Below are 21,166 nucleotides of genomic sequence, written 5' to 3'. Positions count from 1 at the left end.
AGATTATTTATGAAGATTGAAAATACTAAAAAAGAAGTAAAAAGCTATAAGGGTATATTAACTAAATACCAAGCTTTACCAGAAAATATTCGAAAATATTTCGGACATATTCCAAAGTTGATTAATGATGATTATGAATATGAAATTGTCATAGCCTATCTTTTCTTAAAAATTGAACAAGGACAAAATAGATTACTTTATGGCGGATCAGTGAAGTGTTTAGGGGCTGAAGCAGAAGTAACAACAAGCATTATCAATTATCATCATTTAAAGCGAAATGATTTTGGAAAAATTTACAATAATATTTTTGGATGTCCATTGCCTGAAAATATCAGTAAACAGCTTAAAAAAGCTGAAAACATACGAGATCGTGTCGTACACGGTAAAAAAGTTAAAGATGATGATTTACGAGACGCAATTATTGATTGTTTTGAATATGCGAGATTAATGAATCAAGAAATAGCAACTATTGCAGGCTTTACACCTTTTGGCGATATGCGAGGCTTTAAAGGAAGAGCTGAATCTCTTAATAAAAATGTTACTCGTATTTTATTAAAAGGGGTAGGATTTGAAGGATTAAAGGAAACTTAATAACTACAGGAAAATATTATCTGAATAAAATTCGTTTTTGGACCATAATGATTTTTATTCTTACAGTTTATTGGTATTTCTTTACAGAGATACCAATAAAATATTTTACCAAATAATTTATTTTTTAATATATTTAAAGGTTATATATGAAATTCACAAAAACATTTCTTACCACTGTACTTTTAGGTACTTTAATTTTTTCTTTTCAATCTACTGCTTGGGCTGATTTAACAGAACAGCAATTACAGCAAGGTATTGAAGCTCTTGAAAAAGAAGACTACCAAACAGCTTTGAAACTTTGGGAACCTTTGGCTGAACAAGGTAACGTATCAGCTCAATTTAATTTAGGTTTGATGTATCACTTAATGTTTCAAAAGGATCCTATGATTCTCTTAGATTCTAATAAAAGTAAGGTTTTACTAGAAAGTATTAAATGGTATAAAAAAGCAGCTAAACAGGGGCACGTAGATGCTCAGTTAAACTTAGCTGTTATTTATGAGAGTATGACAGCAAATTATGCTGAGGCAATGAAATTGTATGAAAAATTAGCTGAGCAAGGTAACCCTGCTGCTCAAGCTAAGTTAGGTACAATTTATTTAGATTCTAGTAAAGCAGAGAGATTTGAGATAAAGCGAGATAAAGTAAAAGCAAAGAAATTTTTTAAGCAAGCCTGTAATAATGGCTTAAAAGAAGCTTGTGAAGTATATAATTATCTAAATAAGAATAAGTAATAGATTAACTTTCCTTAAAATTTGTATAAATACTTTATAAAAAGTAAATTTATTAAGACGCTGAAAAGCGTCTTTTTTGCATTTTTAACTTCAAATTTTGTAAAATAATGCCATTAGTTCTCATCTGTTAAAATCTATGTCCGAAACAATCCCACTGAATCCCATCACATTGCCTTTAAATCAAATTAGCTTAATCGAAGCATCTGCTGGTACAGGGAAAACATATACTATTGGTTCTTTATATCTCCGACTTTTATTAAAGGCTGGAGAAAATAACTTTTCTCGTCCGTTAAATGTGGAAGAAATTCTGGTGGTAACCTTTACGGAAATGGCGACAGAAGAACTTAAGAAAAAAATTCGTGAGCGTATAACAGATGCGATTCATAAACTCACAGCCTTTGCAGAAACCCAAGATAAATCCGCATTTAAAAATGATGAATTTCTTACCACACTTTGTGATAATTTAAACATTTTTGAGGCAATTCATCGCTTAAAATTAGCTGAGCAAAATATGGATTTGGCGGCGATTTATACCATTCACGGTTTTTGTCGCCGTATGTTGATGCAATATGCTTTCCATTCTGGCATTCACTTCAATTTAGAATTAATTAAAGATCAATCTGATTTGTTAGCTCGTTTTGCTAATGAATTTTGGCGAGAGCATTTTTATCCGTTGGATTTTGAATCTGCGAATTTTATCGCGACAGAATTAGTATCGCCAGCAAATGTGTTGTCTTTGTTGAAAGCGGATTTAGGTAAAGATTTGCAGGTGGAGATTGAAAATAAACAGGCGTTATCTGTACCAATACAAATCTTTTTACCGCAATATCTTGGTGGTTATCAAAAAGCATTGAATGAATTAAAGGCATTTTGGTTAGAAAGTGCGGATGAAATTTCAGCGATTATTACCAATGAACTGGAGAAAGATTATCCAAAAGATCAGTTGAAATCGTTAAATCGTAAAAAATACCAAGTAAAGCGTTTAGGGGATTGGATTAATAAAATCAATCAATGGTCAAATAATCCTAGAGATTATCAAATTAATACCACATTGAAAGACTATTTCCTACAATCATCTATTGAGAAAAATTACGAAGAACAAACTGATAAAAATAAAGATAAAAAACCCGCAACGCCTTTTTATTCCCCGATTTTTGCAGAGCTTGAAAAGCGTGTTAATGCCTTAATGACACCAGATTTACTAAGCAAACTCACTCTTTATCATTATCACCAAGGGCTACAACAAAAACTTTTAGACTATAAACTTAATCATCAAGAAAAATCCTTTGATGATTTATTGCGTTTGCTTTGCGAAGCCTTGCAAGGTTTGCAAGGAGATGAATTAGCGGAAATGATTCGTTTCCAATATCCTTTTGCGATGATTGATGAATTTCAGGATACGGATTCACAACAGTACGCTATTTTTTCAAAAATTTATCGTGATAATCCCGAAAAAAATACTGGTTTTATTATGATTGGCGATCCGAAGCAGGCGATTTATCGTTTCCGTGGTGCAGATATTTTTACTTATCTAAAAGCCTCAGACGAAGCTCAATCTCGCTTTGAACTCACTAAAAATTATCGGTCAGAGAAGCATTTGGTTGATGGTGTGAATGCTTTATTTGATTTTCCTCAATTGCCATTTATTTATCAAAATATTAACTTTACTGCTGTTGATTCTCGTGATGATCATCTGCGATTTTATTTAAATGGCAAAGCCGAACCAGCTTATCGTTTTTATCTGACAGAAAGTGACAAAGTGAATAAAACTGAAATGGCAAAAATATGTGCTATTTCTATTCAACATTGGCTAAAAAGTGCGGCAGAAAATCAGGCAGTTTTTCAAAATGAAGATACTTGTAAAACAGTGCAAGCGGCGAATATTGCCGTATTGGTGCGTGATAAAAATGAAGCGGCTTTAGTAAAAAATGAATTGCAAAAATTGGGGATCGCGTCAGTTTATCTTTCTGATCAAAATAGCGTATTTGATAGCAATGTTGCGAAAGAATTAGCTTGGGTGCTAAAAGCCTGTTTGAATGTGGCAGAACGTCTAATTTTGAACGCAATTGCGACTGCACTTTTTGGCTTAAATACAGCAGATATTCATCAAATTCAGCAAAATGAGGCAGACTGGCAACGTTGGGCAGATAGCTTTGCTCAATATCAACAAACTTGGCAACGCCAAGGAATATTGGCAATGCTACATCAAATTTTATTGGAGCAAGGCATTTCAGAGCGATTATTAAGTCAAGCCACGGGCGAGCGAGATTTAACGGATTTCCTACATTTGGCAGAAATTTTACAACAAGCTGCCACGCTACACGAAAGTGAAGCGGCATTGCTCAGTTGGTTTGAAAAACAAATTCAAGGCGAAGGTCGTCAAGAGGCTCAAATTCGTTTAGAAAGTGAACGTCAGTTGGTAAAAATAGTGACAATCCATAAATCTAAAGGCTTAGAATACGATTTAGTTTGGCTACCATTTTTAGCTGTGCCGAGCAAAGATCCAAGTAAAAAAGACATTAATATTTATTATTCTAAAGAACGAGATGAAACCTTATGGGATATGGAAAATCGTAATTTAAACGCACTTTATGAAGAAACGTTTGCGGAAGAGTTACGTTTACTTTATGTGGCTTTAACGCGTGCCAAATATCAAATGGCATTCGCTTTGCCTAGTCAATTTGATAAAAAATGGAATGCCTTACATTATGTATTAAGCCAAGGCGAAATAGGCAAAGAAATAAATTTGTCAGATTCTAAAAATACCGAAACATTGTTGCAAACCTTTAAAGAAAAAATGCAAGATAATGTGGACATCTGCACTAAGTCAAATCTAGAGGCTTTTCCGGCTTTATCAATCAATACAAAAAATGATGAGCTTAAAGCCGCAGAATTTACGGGCAATATTGAGCAAGATTGGCGAATAACCAGTTTTACTTCAATTGAACAAGCACATCGCAGACAAAATTATTTTACTGAAAGTGCGGGTAAAAAACACGCTGTTTTTGATGACGCAAAAGATTACGATAGCCAAAATGCTATTGAAATGTCTACCGCACTTTTAAACGAAAATAAATCAAACATTTTAGATTTACCAAGAGGTAAACAAGTCGGGACGGCATTGCATCGTCATTTTGAAAATTACTATTTTTCTGACTTGGCAAATACAGAAGAAATTGACAAATTAAGACAATCCTTACAGTTAGATGAAACCTTTATAGAACCGCTACAAAATTGGCTACAACAGATTTCACATACGCCACTTTCTCATGAAATAGGAATAGCATTAGCTGATTTGGCAAATAAAGATTGCATTAAAGAAATGCCATTTTATCTGGCTATTCGGGAACATTTTGATGTTGAAGCGTTTAATCACGCGTTGAAAGCCCATCATCATTTGTCAAGCGAGCCACTTCAATTTGAACAAATTCAGGGCATGGTGAGAGGTTCAATTGACTTAGTTTTCCGCCATAATGGGAAATATTATCTTGTTGATTATAAATCTAATTTCTTAGGTTCAACCCTTGCTGATTACAATCAAGAGGCATTGAAAAAAGAAATGTTACACAGTCACTATGATTGGCAATATTTAATTTATACGCTGGCATTACACCGTTATTTACAAAGCGTTGTGCCTCATTACGATTATGCACGAGATTTCGGCGGGGTATTTTATCTTTTCTTACGTGGAATGAACGGAGAGCCACAATCTGGCGTATTTTATGATCGTCCAAGCGTTGAATTAATCACAGAATTAGACGGGGTGTTTTAATGTTATCTGTATTACAAAAACTTAAAGAGCAGGGCATTCTTTCTCAAGGTGATTATTATTTTGCTAAATTGATAGCTGATAAACAATGCCATACGGATTATGCGGAACTAGTCAAAAATTTAGCCATATTATTAGCCGCACTTTGTAGCTGGCGTTATACGCAGGGAAATACTTGCAGCCAATTAGATCGCTATTTAGAACATAATTTATTTGGTTTGGCTTATCGTACAACGGAAGAAGATTATTTAGCTGAAATTAGTGAAAAAATTGGTTATTTAGCTGTGGAAGATTGGCAATGTGCGTTGTGCGGGCATATGGCATTTACGCAAGATCCCGTCAATCAAATTGCGCCAATGGCATTTCAATTTGGCGCGTTGTATTTCTATCGCGCTTGGCAAGATGAATACCGTATCGCACAATACATAAAAAACACTTTAAAAAAACACCGCACTTTAGCCTTTTCTTATGATGAAATTCGTCAAAAATTGGATAAATATTTCCCTGAAAAACAGGAAAAAACAGATTGGCAAAAAGTGGCGGTGGCAACGGCGATTAAAAGTCCATTTTCGATTATTACAGGCGGCCCAGGAACAGGAAAAACCACCACAGTTACGCGTTTACTGCTCGTTCTACAAGAATTATTTGATTGTAAATTACACATCAAATTGGTTGCACCGACTGGTAAGGCTGCCTCTCGTTTGGAAGAGTCGATTAAAAATGCGTTAGGTTTTATGCAAGAAAAAATGAATTTATCCGATTCACTTTTCAATGCGATTCCGCAAAAAGCCAGCACTTTACATAGTTTACTGGGTGTGAATGCCTTTAATGATTACACACGATATAACAGCCATAACCCTTTGCAGTTAGATGTATTAGTCGTTGATGAAACATCAATGATTGATTTGCCGATGATGGCAAAACTTATCAATGCGTTAAAGCCCGAAACCCGATTAATTTTATTAGGCGATCAGGCGCAATTAGCCTCTGTTGAGGCGGGGGCACTATTGGGGGAATTGGCACAATTTGTTAATCAACCTTATAGCGATGAACAAGCTGCGTATTTACAAGCGACAACAGGCTACAAAGTAGAAGGTGCTGATTGTTCAAATCCAATACGTGATTGTTTATGCCATCTAATAGAAAGTCGCCGTTTTGATAAAGATTCAGGTATTGGCAAGTTGGCTGAATTTATTCAAAAAGGCAAAGCAGACGATAGCCTTGAGTTATTTGAACATTATCCACAAGAATTGCACTTTAATGCTCTAAATGATGAAAGCGATGCGGTCAATCAAGTGGTGAAAAGTGCGGTGGAAAATTACCGCACTTTCTTAAAAATGTTGGATGATTTACGTAAACAAAAAATTGATCCTAATGCAAAAAATGAACAAGGCATTTCCTATGCCGAGGCTATTCAAGCGCAGTTTAATTCTGTGAGATTTTTAACCGCACTTCGTAATAGCGATTTAGGTGTTGAAAATCTCAATAAAGAAATCGCGTTAGCGTTGCGAGAGGAAAAATTGCTTTGGTTCCGTAATGAACAAGATTGGTATATAGGCAAGCCAATTATGATTACTGAAAACGATCATAATGTTCGCCTTTATAACGGCGATATTGGCCTGTGCTTGGCAAATGGTAAAGTATGGTTTGGCAATCGAGAAGTGCTGACAAGCCGAATTCCAGCACATGAGCCCGCTTTTATGATGACGATTCATAAATCTCAAGGTTCAGAATTTGAACACACTGTAATGGTACTTCCAACAGAAGTAAATCCAGTACTGTCGCGAGAATTAGTTTTCACGGGCGTGACTCGTGCGAAAAAAGAACTCACTGTATTTGCCGATGAAAAAATATGGAAAACAGCAATTCGCCAGACAGTAAGACGCCAGAGCGGATTGGGTAAATTATTGGAAGAGTTGAAGTAGTCAAAAGGCGGAATGAATCCGCCTTTAAATTTATAAGTCCATCACTTATTCATCAACAATATCAGTAAATTCTGCGCCTAATACTTTTGCTAAATCTTGTGGCGCAATTTCTACGCTTAGCCCACGTTTTCCGCCTGACACATAAATCGTTTCAAACTCAAGTGCGGTTGAATTTATCACGGTTTTCACGCGTTTCTTTTGACCTAGCGGGCTAATTCCACCTACAAGATAGCCTGTACTTTTTTGCGCTGCATCTTTATCTGCCATTTCTACTTTTTTCACACCGATAGATTTTGCTGCTTTCTTTAAATTCAGCATATTGGCCGTTGCAAGCACAAAACAAGCAAGTTTTTTCTGATCGCCATTTTCCGCCACAAGTAAGGTTTTAAAAGAGCGGTTAGGATCAATGCCTAATTTCTCTGCCGCTTCATCACCAAAATGTTGATTATTCGGATCATGATCATAAGTATGCAAGATAAACGGAATTTTTTGTTTTTTAAGTAAATCAATTGCAGGTGTCATTATTTCGTTCCTGGTTTTGGTGTAAAATAATGCCGATTATTTTACAGCGGAGAGAAAAATGGACGCAACCTTAAATATTGCGATAGCAGCAGAATTTGAATTAAGTGAAAAAATTGTAGAGCGTTTAGAACAAAGTGTGCTTGAAATTAGCAGCGTTTCTATTATTGAAATAACACCTTTTGAAGAAGAACAAAATATTCGTTTTCGCAATAAAGGCGTTGAACAACTTTCGCCAAATGAAGTTGAGTGGGTTGATTTTAATTATGTCTTTTTTGCAGGAAAACTTGAGCAAGTTGCCCATATTGCGCAAGCAGCAGAGCAGGGCTGTATTGTCATTGATATGTTAGGCGTTTGTAGTGCGCTTTCTGATGTGCCCGTTGTTGTTCCAACGGTAAATGAATCACAACTATTTGAACTGAGACAACGTAACATTGTTAGCTTGCCTGATCCACAAGTAAGCCAACTTGCTTTAACGCTTGCCCCGATTTTACAAGAAACGAATCTTAATCAAGTGTTTGTCACCTCTTTATTGCCAGCTTCTTATACGGATGCAAAAACCGTGGCTAAACTTGCGGGACAAACAGCCCGTTTATTAAACGGTATTCCATTGTATGAAGAAGAAACGCGCTTAGCATTTGATGTTTATCCATATCAAGCACCTAATTTATCAAATCAATTACAACGAATTTTTCCTCAATTAGATCGTGCTACATTCCACGCAATCCAAGTACCTGTATTTTATGGATTGGCACAAAAAGTCACCGCACTTTCAGACTATGATTTCGACTATCAGCCTCAAAATAGCGAGCTTATTGCTTTAGAAGAAACCTTAATTACGCCTGTACTTAATGGAGAACAAGAAAATGGCGAAGAATCAGTAAAACTTCATTTAAGTCAAATAAGTGCGGTAGAAAATGGCGTAGAATTTTGGTCTGTGGCAGATGAACAACGCTTTAATCTCGCCTTACTTTCAGTGAAATTGTTGGAAGGAATTTATCAGCAAGGTTATTAATACCAAGAAAATTAAGGAGAAGAGTATGCAAAATATTCTATTTATTATCCATTCATCCCCTTATGGGGACGAACATTTTTTTAGTGCATTACGTTTAGCATTACAGTTGCAAGAGCAGCATAAAAGTGCGGTTAATTTAAAAATATTTTTAATGTCTGATGCGGTAACTGGCGGTTTAGCAAAACAAAATCCAGCAGAAGGGTATCATTTACAACAAATGTTGGAAATTTTAACGGCACAAGGGGCGACAATTAAACTTTGTAAAACCTGTACAAATGCTCGTGGTATCACTGAATTACCGTTGGCAGAGGGCGTGGAAATAGGCACGTTAGCAGAGCTGGCAGACTGGACGATGGAAGCCGATAAAGTATTAAATTTTTAATTTTCTCGATAAAAGAAACCCGCCATAAGTGCGGGTTCTTTTTTGCTTATTTTGTTGCAGCTTTCATTGCTTGAACAAATTCAGCTAATTCAGCTAAACATTGCTCATGATTATCTAAATTTCGCTCAATGATTTTCACCGTTGCCGAACCTGAAATCGCACCGGTAGTCCCTAAAGACAATGCTTCTTTCACTTGCTCTGGTTGAGCAATGCCGAAGCCTTGTAAAATTGGCGGGGCATTATGCGCCTTAAGCTGTTCTACAAGGGTATCTAAATTTGCTGCGTGAGCTTGATTTTCAGCACTGGTTACGCCTGCGCGTGAGACTAAATAAGTATAGCCCTCGCTATTTTCGGCTACACCTTGGATCGTTTTTTCGTCTGCATTTGGCGGGCAAATAAATACCGGTTGAATGCCGTGTTTTTTAGCTGCTTGTACATAATCTTCTTTTGCGAGTAACGGAATATCTGCCACAAGCACAGCATCAACACCAACTTCTGCACAACGTTGATAAAAAGCATCCAAACCTTTGGCAAAAATTAAATTAGCACAAAGTAATAAGCTAATCGGAATCTCTGGATATTTTGACCGCACTTTTTCTAATAACTTAAAGCTATCTTCAGTGCTATGTCCCGCAGTTAAAGCGCGATTATTCGCCGCTTGGATCACGGGGCCATCGAGTAACGGATCGGAAAAAGGAAAGCCCAGCTCTAAGGCGTCCGCACCGTTATCCACGAGTGTGCAGATGATGTCAAAAGAGCGATCAAAAGTAGGGTCACATAAGGTGACGAAAGGAACAAATGCCCCTTCATTTTTTACTTTAAGCGAAGCAAATTGAGTTTCAAAACGGCTCATTATTTCATTCCTTTTTCTGTCAAAATTTTATCTACAGTGAAAATATCTTTATCACCACGGCCAGATAGATTCACGACTAAAATTTGTTCTTTGTTAGGTTCTTGATGAATCATTTTTAAAGCTTGAGCAAGAGCGTGTGAGCTTTCTAATGCAGGAATAATGCCTTCATGTTTAGCTAACTCTTGGAAAGCATTCAATGCTTCATCATCGGTAATACTTGGATATTCTGTTCGTCCAATACTTTGTAAATAAGCATGTTGAGGCCCAACAGAAGGGAAGTCTAGCCCAGCTGAAACAGAGTAGGATTCCTCTACTTGACCATCTTCTGTTTGCATTAAAGGGGATTTCATCCCGAAATAAATGCCAACTTTTGCATGACCTAATGGTGCGCCATGTTCACCGCTTTCTATGCCTTTCCCCGCAGGTTCAACACCAATTAAACGAACATTTGGTTCATCAATAAAATCAGTAAACATGCCAATTGCGTTAGAACCACCGCCAACCGCAGCAATCACTGCATCAGGTAAACGACCTTCTCGTTCGAGAATTTGACGTTTCGTCTCAATTCCAATCATTTTTTGAAATTCTCTCACAATCGTCGGGAAGGGGTGAGGACCTGCAGCGGTTCCAAGTAAATAATGGGTGGTTTCATAGTTTGCTGACCAATCACGCATAGCTTCACAACAAGCGTCTTTTAAAGAGCAAGAGCCTTTTTGTACAGGAATCACTTCCGTACCCATTAAACGCATACGAAATACATTCGGTGATTGACGCTCAACATCTTTTGCCCCCATATAAACACGGCACGGCATATCTAACATAGCACAAGCAAGGGCGGTCGCAACACCATGCTGACCCGCACCTGTTTCGGCAATAATACGCGTTTTGCCCATACGTTTAGCCAATAAAATTTGCCCTAACACCTGGTTGGTTTTGTGTGCACCACCGTGTAATAAATCTTCACGTTTAAGATAAAGTTTAGTTTTTGTACCTTTGGTTAAGTTACGACAAAGAGTAAGTGCGGTCGGTCTGCCCGCATAATTTTTGAGTAAATCAGCAAATTCTGCTTGGAATGTAGGATCATTTTGAGCTTCCACAAAGGCTTGTTCTAATTGCTTTAAAACAGGCACTAAAATTTCTGGCACATACATTCCGCCAAATTCGCCAAAATAAGGGTTAAGAAGTGTGTCTGACATATTTTTTCCTATTATTTTATTTTTCTTTTGAAACGCTCATTCCTGCAAAAGATTGAGCGGTTGGCATTACTTCAATACGATTAATGTTCACGTGTTCAGGTTGTTGATGAAGCCATAATACAATGTTCGCAATATCTTCAGGCTGAACTGATTGTACGTTTTCATACACCTTTGCAGCTCTTTCATCATCGCCGTGAAAACGCACATTAGAGAACTCCGTACCGCCACATAAACCCGGTTCAACATTGCTTACTCGAATTTTTGTGCCTGCCAGATCGGCTCGTAAATTTAAGCTAAATTGTGTGACAAAAGCTTTAGTTCCACCATATACATTACTGCCTGCATAAGGATAAGTACCGGCAATTGAACTCAAATTGATAATCTGCCCGTGATTACGAGCCACCATATTCGGCAACACAAGACGAGTGATAGTAACCAATCCTTTGATGTTGGTATCGATCATCTGATGCCAATCTTGTAAATCCGCTTTATGTGCTGGCTCTAATCCCAAGGCTAAACCTGCATTATTCACTAATAAATCGACCGCTTGCCAACCTTCAGGAAGGGTATTTAGAGCGTTAATTGTGGCTTGTTCATCGCGAATATCAAAGGCAAGCGGTAGAAAATTGTTACCTAATTGTGAATGGATTTCTGCTAATCGATCTGCACGTCTGCCCGTGCCAATCACTTTATAGCCTGCTTCTATCAATTTCTTACAGATTGCCAAGCCAAAGCCTGCGGTTGCACCTGTAACTAATGCAGTAGTAGTTTTCATTTTTTCTCCTAGATCTTGAGCTTATTTGTACTATTAAAGTAGTACAAATAAATTTTGATTGCAAGCAATTTCCTTTTAATTTTAAAAATGCCATTAAATGAATTAATTTAACAATACCGCAAACGTTTGCTTAATGATATAATCTGCCCAATTTTTATTTCAACTGATTGAGGTTAATCGTGAGCAACACACAACTGAGCTACAAAGATGCTGGCGTCGATATTCACGCTGGGAATGAATTAGTCGAACGTATCAAAGGCGATGTAAAACGCACTCGCCGCCCTGAAGTCATGGGCGGATTGGGTGGTTTCGGAGCATTATGTGCTTTACCAACCAAATATAAAGAGCCAATTTTAGTTTCTGGTACAGACGGCGTGGGTACAAAATTACGCCTTGCGATTGACTTGAAAAAACACGATACCATTGGTCAGGATTTAGTGGCAATGTGTGTAAACGATTTAATCGTGCAAGGGGCAGAACCGCTTTTCTTCTTAGATTACTATGCAACAGGTAAATTAGAAGTAGATGTGGCAGCAGATGTAATCAAAGGCATTGCAGATGGTTGTGAAATGTCTGGCTGTGCATTAGTGGGTGGCGAAACCGCCGAAATGCCAGGAATGTATCACGAAGGCGATTACGACTTAGCAGGTTTCTGCGTGGGCGTGGTAGAAAAATCAGAGATTATTGACGGCACAGCCGTGAAAACAGGCGACACACTTATTGCTCTTGGTTCAAGCGGTGCACACTCAAACGGTTATTCGTTAATTCGCAAAGTACTTGAAGTGAGCGGTGCAAATTCAGCGGACTTATTAGAAGGCAAACCACTTAGTGAACACCTTTTAGCACCCACCAAAATCTATGTGAAGTCTATTTTACAACTTATCAAACAGACTGAAGTTCACGCCATTGCTCACTTAACAGGTGGTGGCTTCTGGGAAAATATCCCGCGTGTATTACCTGAAAACACAAAAGCGGTGATTGATGAATCAAGCTGGCAATGGCCTGCGATTTTCAATTGGTTACAAGAAAAAGGCAATATCAGCCGTTATGAAATGTATCGCACCTTTAACTGTGGCGTAGGTATGGTAATTGCATTACCAGAAAAAGAGGTTGAAACCGCTCTTGCATTGCTTGAACAAGCGGGCGAAAAAGCGTGGGTTATTGGCAAAATTGAATATCTTGGCGAAGGCGAAGCACAAGTTGAGATTCAATAATAAAATCTTAAATTTCAATTCAGCCCTTTGGGGCTGATTTCTATAAGGAAGAAAATGAAAAAAATTGCCGTCCTTATTTCTGGTCAAGGAACGAATTTACAAACTATTATTGATGCCTGCCATTCAGGCGATATTCCCGCCAAAATTGCTTGTGTGGTAAGTAACAAAGCTGATGCTTACGGCTTAGTTCGAGCCAAACAAGCACAGATTCCACAAGCGGTCTTTCTTCGCAAAAATTTTGCTAATAACCTCGAAATGGACGACGCCATTGGCGATTATTTGCAAAGCCTAGCCGTAGATTTGATCGTCCTTGCTGGTTATATGAAAATTCTTACCCCAAAATTTACTCAACGTTTTGCAGGGAAAATGTTAAATATCCATCCTTCTCTTCTTCCTAAATACGCAGGCTTAAACACCTACCAACGTGCGATTGAAGCAGGCGACAATGAACACGGCACAACCGTTCATTTTGTCAATGAAGAAGTAGATGGTGGTGCGATTGTCTTACAAGCAAAATTGCCAATCTTCCCTGAAGATAGCATCGAAGAAGTGGAAGCTAGAACCCGTGAGCAAGAATACCAAATTTATCCGCTTGTGATTAAATGGTTTACCGAAGGGAGGTTAAGACTTAAAGATAATTTGGCATATTTAGATGGAAAAGCTCTGCCAAAATCTGGATATGCAAATGAATAACTTAGAATTTAGATAGACTATTTTTGTATTTTTTATTGAATTAGGATGTAAAAGTGCGGTGAAATTCCACCGCACTTTCAAGATTAATGATGATGGTGTTCTGGTTTTGGTGGTAATTTAGCTAATCCTTTACCAACCGGTAAAATTAATGTGCTATAGCTTGCAGATTGCTGACAAATTTGTTGATCTGCAAATGGTGTTTTATGAATAACTTTAATTTTCCAAATACCATCAATTAATGGGATGATATTCACACGTCCTTGACTATCTGTTTTACCTGAAAAACCTTGTGGTTCACGATGGCTTGTACTTGCTTCAAGATCTTTCACGACAATAGTATCAGCGGTTGCAATTACAGTTTCGCCCGCTAATGGCTGATCTTGGTAGAAAATTTGAACAGGGAAGGGTTCGCCTGATTTCACTTTGCTAGGATCACGCAAAGGAACAATTTCAAGCGGTAAACCTACTCTTGTCATTGCCATTTCTGCATTTAATGGCTTTTTCCCTACAGTAATAAAACTTTTACCAAACATTTGAGTTTGTTCGCAATAAGTTGGATTTTCTAATCCTTTTAAATTATCCATTTTCCAACCTTCAGCATTTTGTGACCAAAAAGTTGGTTTATAGGTCGCTGTTATCCAATAAGAGCCATCAGACAATGCTTTCTCTGATTGATATTGATAGTTTTCACCTTTTTGAACTAAGGTTTGTTTTTCACCATCTTGATGAATAATTTCCATTGGAGCAAAAATTTTTAAACGTGCTTCAGGAATTTTTTCTACGTAAGGGTAGTCCCCATAAGCTAATTCTGCTTTTAATACAGAACCAGATGCCAATTTTGCAGGCGCTTGAACCCAAACTTCATGAGCTTGCGCTGCACCAGCTAAAACCAATAAACTTGCAATTAATGTTTTTTTCATACCTTTCCTTAATAAAAAATAGAGAATAGAGGTGAGCATTTATAAAATGAGCTCGAATATTAAATGAAAATAACTATCATTTAAATGGTGATTTAGAAAAAATTTAAGATTTGTGATCTAGATCACAAAACATCTATATAAAGCATATAAAAAAATTCCCTAAATACTTAGTACTTAGGGAATGTCTAAATGTAGATGACTGTTATTAATCGTCTTTTTTAGATGGCTTAATGCCTAATAAATTACAACTTAATTTACTAATCACATGTTCCGCAGTATTGCCTAATAATGCAGCTGATAAACCTGTACGGCCAACTGTGCCTAAAATCACTAACTCAGCTTCAATTTCTTTTGCGACTTCAGGAATCACTTCTTCAGGGAAACCTTCACGCACATGAGTATGGTCTTCACTAATACCAAATTTTTGACGCAATGCTTTCATATTAATAAGATGTTGGCCACGAATACCATTTTCATAGCCTGAAGTATTAAATTCTGGTAAATCAATAGCCATGTTGATTGGAGCAGAAGGGTAAGCGGCAACTAAGTGAACATTGCCACGATTTAAATTTTCAGCGAGTGACATACCTGTTTCCACTAATTCTTGATTAAATTCATCTTGATAGTCTTGCTCACCAGAAACATTTACTGCCACAAGAATACGGCGTTGATGTTTCCAATCGCCATCGCGAACCATCAAAACAGGAACAGGGCATTTACGAAGAAGCTGCCAATCCACTGGTGTGAAAATAAGTGAGGTAAAACTTTCTTCATCTTTAGTATATTTCACCACAAGATCATAATTGTTGCCTTCGACTTCTTCTTTAATCGCCTCAGCTTCATTACTATTCCAAACAATGTGAGATTGCAATTCAATTTCAGGATCTGCATATTTATCTAAGTAATATTGAACCGCATGTCGGTGTTTTTTGATTACTTGTTGATGCATTTCTGAACGTTCTTCAGAAGAAAGTAAAGCCGACATTTCATAAGATAAGTCATATACAGATAAAAGTGCGGTGATTTTTACCTTAGTTTCATTTTTTTGTTCTTTCACCAAACGCACGGCACGCGCAAGGGCATATTGTTTTTCATTTTCAGGATTGAGAACAACCAGGATATTTTTAAATTTCATAACAACCTCCAAAATTCACCATAGAATAAGAAAGAATCTTTTGAATGGCAAGGTTCGATTTTCAAAAAGGTGATCTAGTGCAAAATTTATTTTTAATGAATACAAAAAAGGCGTGAAATTCACGCCTTAAAAATTATTCAACTAATGTTATTTTGGTTTTATTCGTGCCAGTTAATTTAATTAAAGCATTGAGATCATTAATTGTAATATATTTTCCTTGTACTGTAAGAACGCCTAGTTTTTGAAAGCGTCCCAATAATCGACTGATAGTTTCAACGGTTAAACCTAGATAGTTACCAATATCACCACGCGTCATCGTTAAGCGGAATTCTTTAGCTGAAAAACCACGGGCAGAGTATCGTTTAGAAAGATTATGAATAAAAGCAGCCAAACGTTCTTCTGCATTCATTTTGGACAGTAACAAAATCATTTCTTGATCACTTTTAATTTCATTACTCATTAAGCGCAAAATTTGTTGGCGCAATTTTGGCATTTTACCTGCTAAATCATCCAAAATATCATAAGGAATTTCGCATACCATTGCAGTCTCTAAAGCTTGTGCAAAACTAGGGTGTTGCATTTGAGTAATTGCATCAAATCCAACTAAATCACCAGGTAAATGGAATGAAGTGATTTGTTCTTCGCCAGATTCACTAATAGTGTAGCTTTTAATCGTACCAGAGCGGATTGCATAAATTGAATTGAGGGAATCACCTGCTTTAAAAAGAACTTGTGATTTTTGGATGGGTTTCTTTCGTTCGATAATATTATCAAGCTGATCTAATTCATGTTCGTTCAGCGTAAAAGGAATACAAAGTTGACTAATACTGCAATCCTGGCAATGAATAGCACAACCTCCCGATTGAACCCGGCGTCCTGCCTTGGTTTCTGCAACGAAATTTTTCATGTAAGCCTCAAATATTTCGAAAAATTAGTGTAAAATTGATCTAACTCAATAATTATACCACTAAATAGTCATTTTAAGAAGAGTAAAGCATTATGGCAGCAGAAAAATTAACAAAAAAACGGCTGATTCAGATTTTAATCATGTTATGTATTTTAGTTATTGCATTTATTTGGCGATATTTTTAGAAAACAGAAAATCCTTGCTCATTTTTAAAACAAATGAATTGTTTCTAATAAATTTTACTTGTCACACATTTATATATACGTATAATTCAAAACCATTAAGCCTGGGTGGCGAAATTGGTAGACGCAGCGGATTCAAAATCCGCCGTTGAATAAACGTGTCGGTTCGAGTCCGACCCTAGGCACCATATTTATTTTAACCTCGCATAATTTTATGCGGGGTTTTTCTTTATAAAATCCATATCTCAAATAAAAAAATAAGCCTAGTGTAATACTAGGCTCATAAATATTTTATACTCTTAGACTAAGCTTCGTTAGCAAGATTACCTAAATCTTTATCAACTAAGAATAAACCTTTACCATCTTCGCCAAGAAGATTCAATTTATCCAAGATGCCACTGAATAATTTTTCTTCTTCATGCTGTTCTGCTACATACCATTGTAGGAAATTAAATGCAGAGTAGTCTTTTTCTTCAAAAGTTTTACCTACTAATTCATTGATTTTACTTGTAATCAATTTCTCATGTTCATAGGTAATTTCAATCACTTCTTTTAATGATTTATATTCGTGTGATGGTGCTTCAATTGCAGAAATTAGAGCAACTGAGCCTGTCTCATTTAAATAAGTAAATAATTTACGCATGTGTTGCATTTCTTCAGCAGCATGAGCTGATAAAAATTTTGCTGCCCCTTCAAAACCTTTTTGCTCGCACCAAGCACTCATTTGTAAATATAAATTAGAAGAATAAAACTCTAAATTCATTTGATCGTTTAATAGTTTTACTACATTTTCTGATAACATATTATTTTCTCCTATCTATTCCAAAGTTGCTAGTTCACGATCAATAAAGAATAATCCTTTGCCATCTTCGCCAACAAGATTAAATCTATCAATAATGCCACTAAATAATTTTTCTTCTTCATGCTGTTCTGCTACATACCACTGCAAAAAGTTAAAAGCAGAGTAGTCTTTGCTTTCAAAAGTAACTTCAACTAATTCATTGATTTTTGAAGTGACTAATTTTTCATGTTCTAAAGTTATTTCAAAAACTTCTCTTAATGAAGAATAATCATGTTTAGGTGCATCAATTTTTCCTAAAATAGGCATACCACTAGTTTCACTTACATAATTAAACAATTTTTGCATATGTTCTAATTCTTCATCAGCATGACGAAGTAAGAAGGCAGCAGCCCCCTCATAACCGTGTTTTGAACACCATGCACTCATTTGTAAATAAACATTAGAAGAGTAGAACTCTAAGTTAATTTGGTCGTTCAGCTTGTTTATGATTATTTGATTAAGCATAACTAATTCCTTTCCGTTTTGATTGATAAAATGCAATAAAGCGTAATTTGCGGCAATCATTTTAAATTCACAAATGATAATTGCAAGTTTTTTATCAAAAAAAATTTATATAACTCATTAATTTTAAAAAGAAAAATAAAAAAACAATTATTATCATTTACATAATTCTATACAAATCAAATATGACGTTGTCACAATAAAAAAGATTTTAAATTATTAATAATATCCCATCCATAAATTCATTTAGATTTTACGTAGCGCAATCCAACTCCAAAATTAAATCTTATAACTTTAACTAGAGAAGAAGCAGAGTATCCTTTTTGATCGCCTCACAAAAGTTACTTTATACCCAGTTAATTTAACATAATATACATTATACGAAATTAGTTATCGGGTTAGCGGAAACTACGGATTAAATAAATCACAGAGTTATACACAAGTCACAGATACTACTAAAACAAGACAATATAAGGATAAATAACACGTTGTAACGCGTCATTTTATAGAGTTATTGAACGAATAAATTGAAATGTAAAGGAAATGTAAAGTGACATAAGCTAAATCTATGCGATTACGCTACGTAAAATCTGAATAATTTTGGGGATAATTCTTCCCAGAAAAAAACAACAAAAAAGCACGTTTTTCTTGAAACGTGCTTTTTGACAAAATGTGACAACGTATCGACTAACCTAGTAATTTTATACCGTATTCATATACTTGTTGTAATAAAGATAGTTTTTCAGGATTATCTGAATGTTTCTCTGCTAAACGTTGTAAACTTGATTCAAAATCTACCGCACTTTTTTCAAGTTTATTCTGTCGGTATTTTTGCCATTTAATTTGTTCAGCGCGTGTGAGGGTTTTATAAAAATGACGAGCACGATAATGGAACAATAATTCAGGGATACGTTTATCTTCAAAAGCTAAACCGTGTTCAGCTAATTTTTCTGCAGGTAAACTACGTAAAATAGACATATTATTTTTATCAGCATTGCTGAAAAAGCCATTGTATAGCTCAGTTTCTACATTATCATTCGATTCAAATTGACGTTCTTCATTAAAAATATCAGCCACTTTTTCACGAATATCAAAAGATGCTCGTAATTTTGCAAGATTATCCAAACATAATTGTCGATCAATACCCAAGCGATTTGCTGTTTCTGGTAACAAGGTTTTGGCGGGCGCTAAAATAGGACATTTATTGATATGCACAAGCTTTAATGGAACAGATGAAACTCCCCTTTCTTCTAATTCCAATTTTTTGGTATATAAATCTGCTCGTAATTCATCCGCACTTTTGGCTAATAAATTATTGATATCGCCAGTTAAATCACACACAATTAATGCGTTTTGATTTGTCGGATGCCAAGCTAAAGGTGCAACCCAAGTGCAATTTCCACGATAATTCCCTAACATCCCAGAAACATGCACTAAAGGTGTCATTGCACCTGTATCAACCAATTTTTCGATTTCTTTTTTACCTCGGTTTTCAAAGAAATATTGGAATAATTTAGGCTGTTTTTCTTTAATTAGTTTCGCCATAGCAATAGTTGCATATACATCCGCCATGGCATCGTGAGCATTTTCATGCTCAATACCATTTGCTTTAGTGAGTTTTTCTAAACGGAAACTTGGCATTCCATCATCGTCATAAGCCCAATTAATTCCTTCTGGACGCAAGGCATAACAGGCTCGCACTAAATCTAACAAATCCCAGCGTGAATTCCCGTTTTTCCAGCTGTATTCATAAGGATCAATGAAATTACGATAAAACGTATAACGCGTCATTTCATCATCGTAGCGAATATTGTTATAGCCCATGACACAAGTATTGGGTTGGGAAAATTCTGCTAAGATATTTGCGGCGAATTCAGGCTCAGAAAGCCCCTTTTCATTACATTCTTGTGGTGTAATTCCTGTCACCATTACCGCTTCAGGAGCCGGTAAATAATCATTGGTTTGTTTACAATAAAACATTATTGGTTCGCCAATAATATTAAAATCAGCGTCTGTACGAATACCCGCAAATTGCGCAGGGCGATCTGTTGCTGGATTTACACCAAAACTTTCATAATCGTAAATAAAAAAGCTGAAATCTTTTGCCATGACTACTCTCTTTTACGCAATAAGTTTATCTAAATAATATAGGCAGAAAATAGCTGATAAACTAAAAATAATACCTATCCAATTTAGCTTACTGATTTTTTCTTTAAAAACTAATGCGCCAATTATCGTACCTAAACAAATCACTCCAATGTTCATTCCCGCAAAAACAAGCGTTGGATTTCCAGCAAAACTTTGATGTGCTTTTATGTAGAATAAAATATTAAAGAAATTCAATACACCTAAAACGATGCCACCAATTACACTTGATGATGTCCATTGGGCACGTTTTAGGAATAAATAGATAAACATAACGCAAGCTGCAAGCGAAAAAGAAATAAACAATGTTGCAGGAAATGCACCGCCGCTTTTCGCCACTTGTTTGAATAAAATATCAATAATGCCATACCCAAACCACACGCCGATTAATCCTAAAACACCTTTAAAATTTACCGCACTTTGCCCTTGATTTGGCTTAGTTAATAAACAAAATAAACCTATAAAGGCTAATACAACGCCAATGATTTTAGATTGGCTTAGTGTTTCATGAAAAATTAAAAATGCCGATAAAATAGGAAGAAACAACGAAAGACGTTGTGCAGCATCAGAACGTACAATTCCAGCAAACTCCACCGCTTTTGACATAATAATAAACACGCTAGGTAGCAATAAACCTAGTGCTAAAAAAATGGGTGAGTTTTCGCTTTGTACAATGTAATCAGTAAATTCTAAGCCTTTAAAATCAGGTTTGAGTAAGAAATAACTAAAAGTAATGGCTGTGATGTAGTTGAATGCGATAGCTTGTTCAATAATAATATTTTTTTTACGGGCAATTTTTAGTAAAACTGAAACCGCTACGCTACAAAGAATGGCAAGAATAAGATTGTGCATTTAAATTCCTTATATAATTAAAGTGCGGTCAAAAATCTTAAAATTTTAACCGCACTTCC

19 protein-coding genes and 1 tRNA gene are annotated in these 21,166 nt (G+C 36.0%); 9 read left to right on the top strand and 11 right to left on the bottom strand.

The features are described from left to right. The first annotated feature begins 9 nt into the window (after positions 1–9). From GG9_RS03660 to recD, 4 genes are all read left to right on the top strand, one after another. Entirely contained in the window at positions 10–591 is a 582-nt protein-coding gene (locus GG9_RS03660) for a hypothetical protein (RefSeq protein ID WP_005631707.1), read from the top strand. A 146-nt stretch (positions 592–737) separates the two neighbouring features. After that, positions 738–1,322 (top strand): tetratricopeptide repeat protein, encoded by a 585-nt coding sequence (locus GG9_RS03665; RefSeq protein ID WP_005631706.1) that lies wholly within the window; start codon positions 738–740, stop codon positions 1,320–1,322. A 136-nt stretch (positions 1,323–1,458) separates the two neighbouring features. After that, positions 1,459–5,094 (top strand): exodeoxyribonuclease V subunit beta, encoded by a 3,636-nt coding sequence (recB, locus tag GG9_RS03670; protein WP_005631705.1) that lies wholly within the window; start codon positions 1,459–1,461, stop codon positions 5,092–5,094. Next, positions 5,094–7,016 (top strand): exodeoxyribonuclease V subunit alpha, encoded by a 1,923-nt coding sequence (gene recD, locus GG9_RS03675; protein WP_005631704.1) that lies wholly within the window; start codon positions 5,094–5,096, stop codon positions 7,014–7,016. Before recB ends, recD begins: the two co-directional genes overlap by 1 nt. Positions 7,017–7,061: 45 nt before the next feature. Here recD and ybaK read toward each other — a convergent pair whose 3' ends face one another. Next, a complete protein-coding gene (ybaK, locus tag GG9_RS03680) occupies positions 7,062–7,538 on the bottom strand; it encodes a Cys-tRNA(Pro) deacylase (RefSeq protein ID WP_005631703.1) in 477 nt (158 codons plus the stop codon). A gap of 58 nt (positions 7,539–7,596) precedes the next feature. Here ybaK and GG9_RS03685 point away from each other — a divergent pair, with 58 nt between their 5' ends. Continuing rightward, positions 7,597–8,550 carry an oxidoreductase gene (locus tag GG9_RS03685; RefSeq protein WP_005631702.1) on the top strand — a complete coding sequence of 318 codons (954 nt, stop codon included), beginning with the start codon at positions 7,597–7,599 and terminating at the stop codon, positions 8,548–8,550. A gap of 25 nt (positions 8,551–8,575) precedes the next feature. After that, entirely contained in the window at positions 8,576–8,932 is a 357-nt protein-coding gene (locus GG9_RS03690; RefSeq protein ID WP_005631701.1) for a DsrE/DsrF/TusD sulfur relay family protein, read from the top strand. 46 nt (positions 8,933–8,978) lie between these two features. On the opposite strand, the gene trpA is transcribed toward GG9_RS03690, so the two are convergent. The 3 genes from trpA to GG9_RS03705 are packed head-to-tail and all read right to left on the bottom strand — an operon-like array spanning position 8,979 to position 11,756. Next, complete coding sequence (trpA, locus tag GG9_RS03695; protein WP_005631700.1) at positions 8,979–9,785, bottom strand: tryptophan synthase subunit alpha; 807 nt, start codon at positions 9,783–9,785, stop codon at positions 8,979–8,981. Further along, positions 9,785–10,981, bottom strand: coding sequence for a tryptophan synthase subunit beta (gene trpB / locus GG9_RS03700; protein ID WP_005631699.1), 1,197 nt, complete (start codon positions 10,979–10,981; stop codon positions 9,785–9,787). Before trpB ends, trpA begins: the two co-directional genes overlap by 1 nt. Before the next feature lie 16 nt (positions 10,982–10,997). Further along, positions 10,998–11,756, bottom strand: a complete 759-nt coding sequence (locus GG9_RS03705; RefSeq protein ID WP_005631698.1) for an SDR family oxidoreductase — start codon at positions 11,754–11,756, stop codon at positions 10,998–11,000. Positions 11,757–11,935: 179 nt separating this feature from the next. Here GG9_RS03705 and purM point away from each other — a divergent pair, with 179 nt between their 5' ends. Next, positions 11,936–12,970: a phosphoribosylformylglycinamidine cyclo-ligase gene (gene purM / locus GG9_RS03710; RefSeq protein WP_005631696.1), complete on the top strand. Its 1,035-nt coding sequence runs from the start codon at positions 11,936–11,938 to the stop codon at positions 12,968–12,970. Positions 12,971–13,024: 54 nt separating this feature from the next. Further along, the gene (gene purN, locus GG9_RS03715) at positions 13,025–13,663 is read left to right on the top strand and encodes a phosphoribosylglycinamide formyltransferase (RefSeq protein ID WP_005631694.1); all 639 of its coding nucleotides are present in this window, start codon (positions 13,025–13,027) and stop codon (positions 13,661–13,663) included. Positions 13,664–13,746: 83 nt separating this feature from the next. On the opposite strand, the gene GG9_RS03720 is transcribed toward purN, so the two are convergent. The 3 genes from GG9_RS03720 to fnr all read right to left on the bottom strand — a co-directional run bounded on the left by GG9_RS03720 (position 13,747) and on the right by fnr (position 16,625). Then, positions 13,747–14,583 carry a DUF4198 domain-containing protein gene (locus GG9_RS03720; protein WP_005631693.1) on the bottom strand — a complete coding sequence of 279 codons (837 nt, stop codon included), beginning with the start codon at positions 14,581–14,583 and terminating at the stop codon, positions 13,747–13,749. Positions 14,584–14,788: 205 nt separating this feature from the next. Beyond that, positions 14,789–15,718 (bottom strand): universal stress protein UspE, encoded by a 930-nt coding sequence (uspE, locus tag GG9_RS03725; protein WP_005631692.1) that lies wholly within the window; start codon positions 15,716–15,718, stop codon positions 14,789–14,791. Positions 15,719–15,851: 133 nt separating this feature from the next. Then, on the bottom strand, positions 15,852–16,625 hold the full coding sequence (gene fnr / locus GG9_RS03730) for a fumarate/nitrate reduction transcriptional regulator Fnr (protein ID WP_005631691.1): 774 nt from the start codon (positions 16,623–16,625) through the stop codon (positions 15,852–15,854). A 284-nt stretch (positions 16,626–16,909) separates the two neighbouring features. Between fnr and GG9_RS0108750 the strand changes: the two genes are divergently transcribed. Continuing rightward, a tRNA-Leu gene (locus tag GG9_RS0108750) sits at positions 16,910–16,995 on the top strand. A gap of 116 nt (positions 16,996–17,111) precedes the next feature. Here GG9_RS0108750 and ftnA (GG9_RS03735) read toward each other — a convergent pair. The 4 genes from ftnA (GG9_RS03735) to GG9_RS03750 all read right to left on the bottom strand — a co-directional run bounded on the left by ftnA (GG9_RS03735) (position 17,112) and on the right by GG9_RS03750 (position 21,107). Beyond that, entirely contained in the window at positions 17,112–17,609 is a 498-nt protein-coding gene (gene ftnA, locus GG9_RS03735; protein WP_005631690.1) for a non-heme ferritin, read from the bottom strand. 15 nt (positions 17,610–17,624) lie between these two features. Further along, a complete protein-coding gene (ftnA, locus tag GG9_RS03740) occupies positions 17,625–18,113 on the bottom strand; it encodes a non-heme ferritin (protein WP_032825091.1) in 489 nt (162 codons plus the stop codon). A 684-nt stretch (positions 18,114–18,797) separates the two neighbouring features. Beyond that, the gene (gene sbcB / locus GG9_RS03745; RefSeq protein ID WP_005631687.1) at positions 18,798–20,219 is read right to left on the bottom strand and encodes an exodeoxyribonuclease I; all 1,422 of its coding nucleotides are present in this window, start codon (positions 20,217–20,219) and stop codon (positions 18,798–18,800) included. A 12-nt stretch (positions 20,220–20,231) separates the two neighbouring features. Beyond that, the gene (locus tag GG9_RS03750) at positions 20,232–21,107 is read right to left on the bottom strand and encodes a DMT family transporter (RefSeq protein ID WP_005631685.1); all 876 of its coding nucleotides are present in this window, start codon (positions 21,105–21,107) and stop codon (positions 20,232–20,234) included. Positions 21,108–21,166 lie beyond the last annotated feature (59 nt).

Origin of the sequence: Haemophilus haemolyticus M19501 (genome assembly GCF_000222025.1) — a bacterium.
In the GTDB taxonomy this organism is placed as follows: Bacteria; Pseudomonadota; Gammaproteobacteria; order Enterobacterales; family Pasteurellaceae; genus Haemophilus; species Haemophilus haemolyticus_G.
This window is presented reverse-complemented; position numbering and strand designations above follow the sequence as displayed.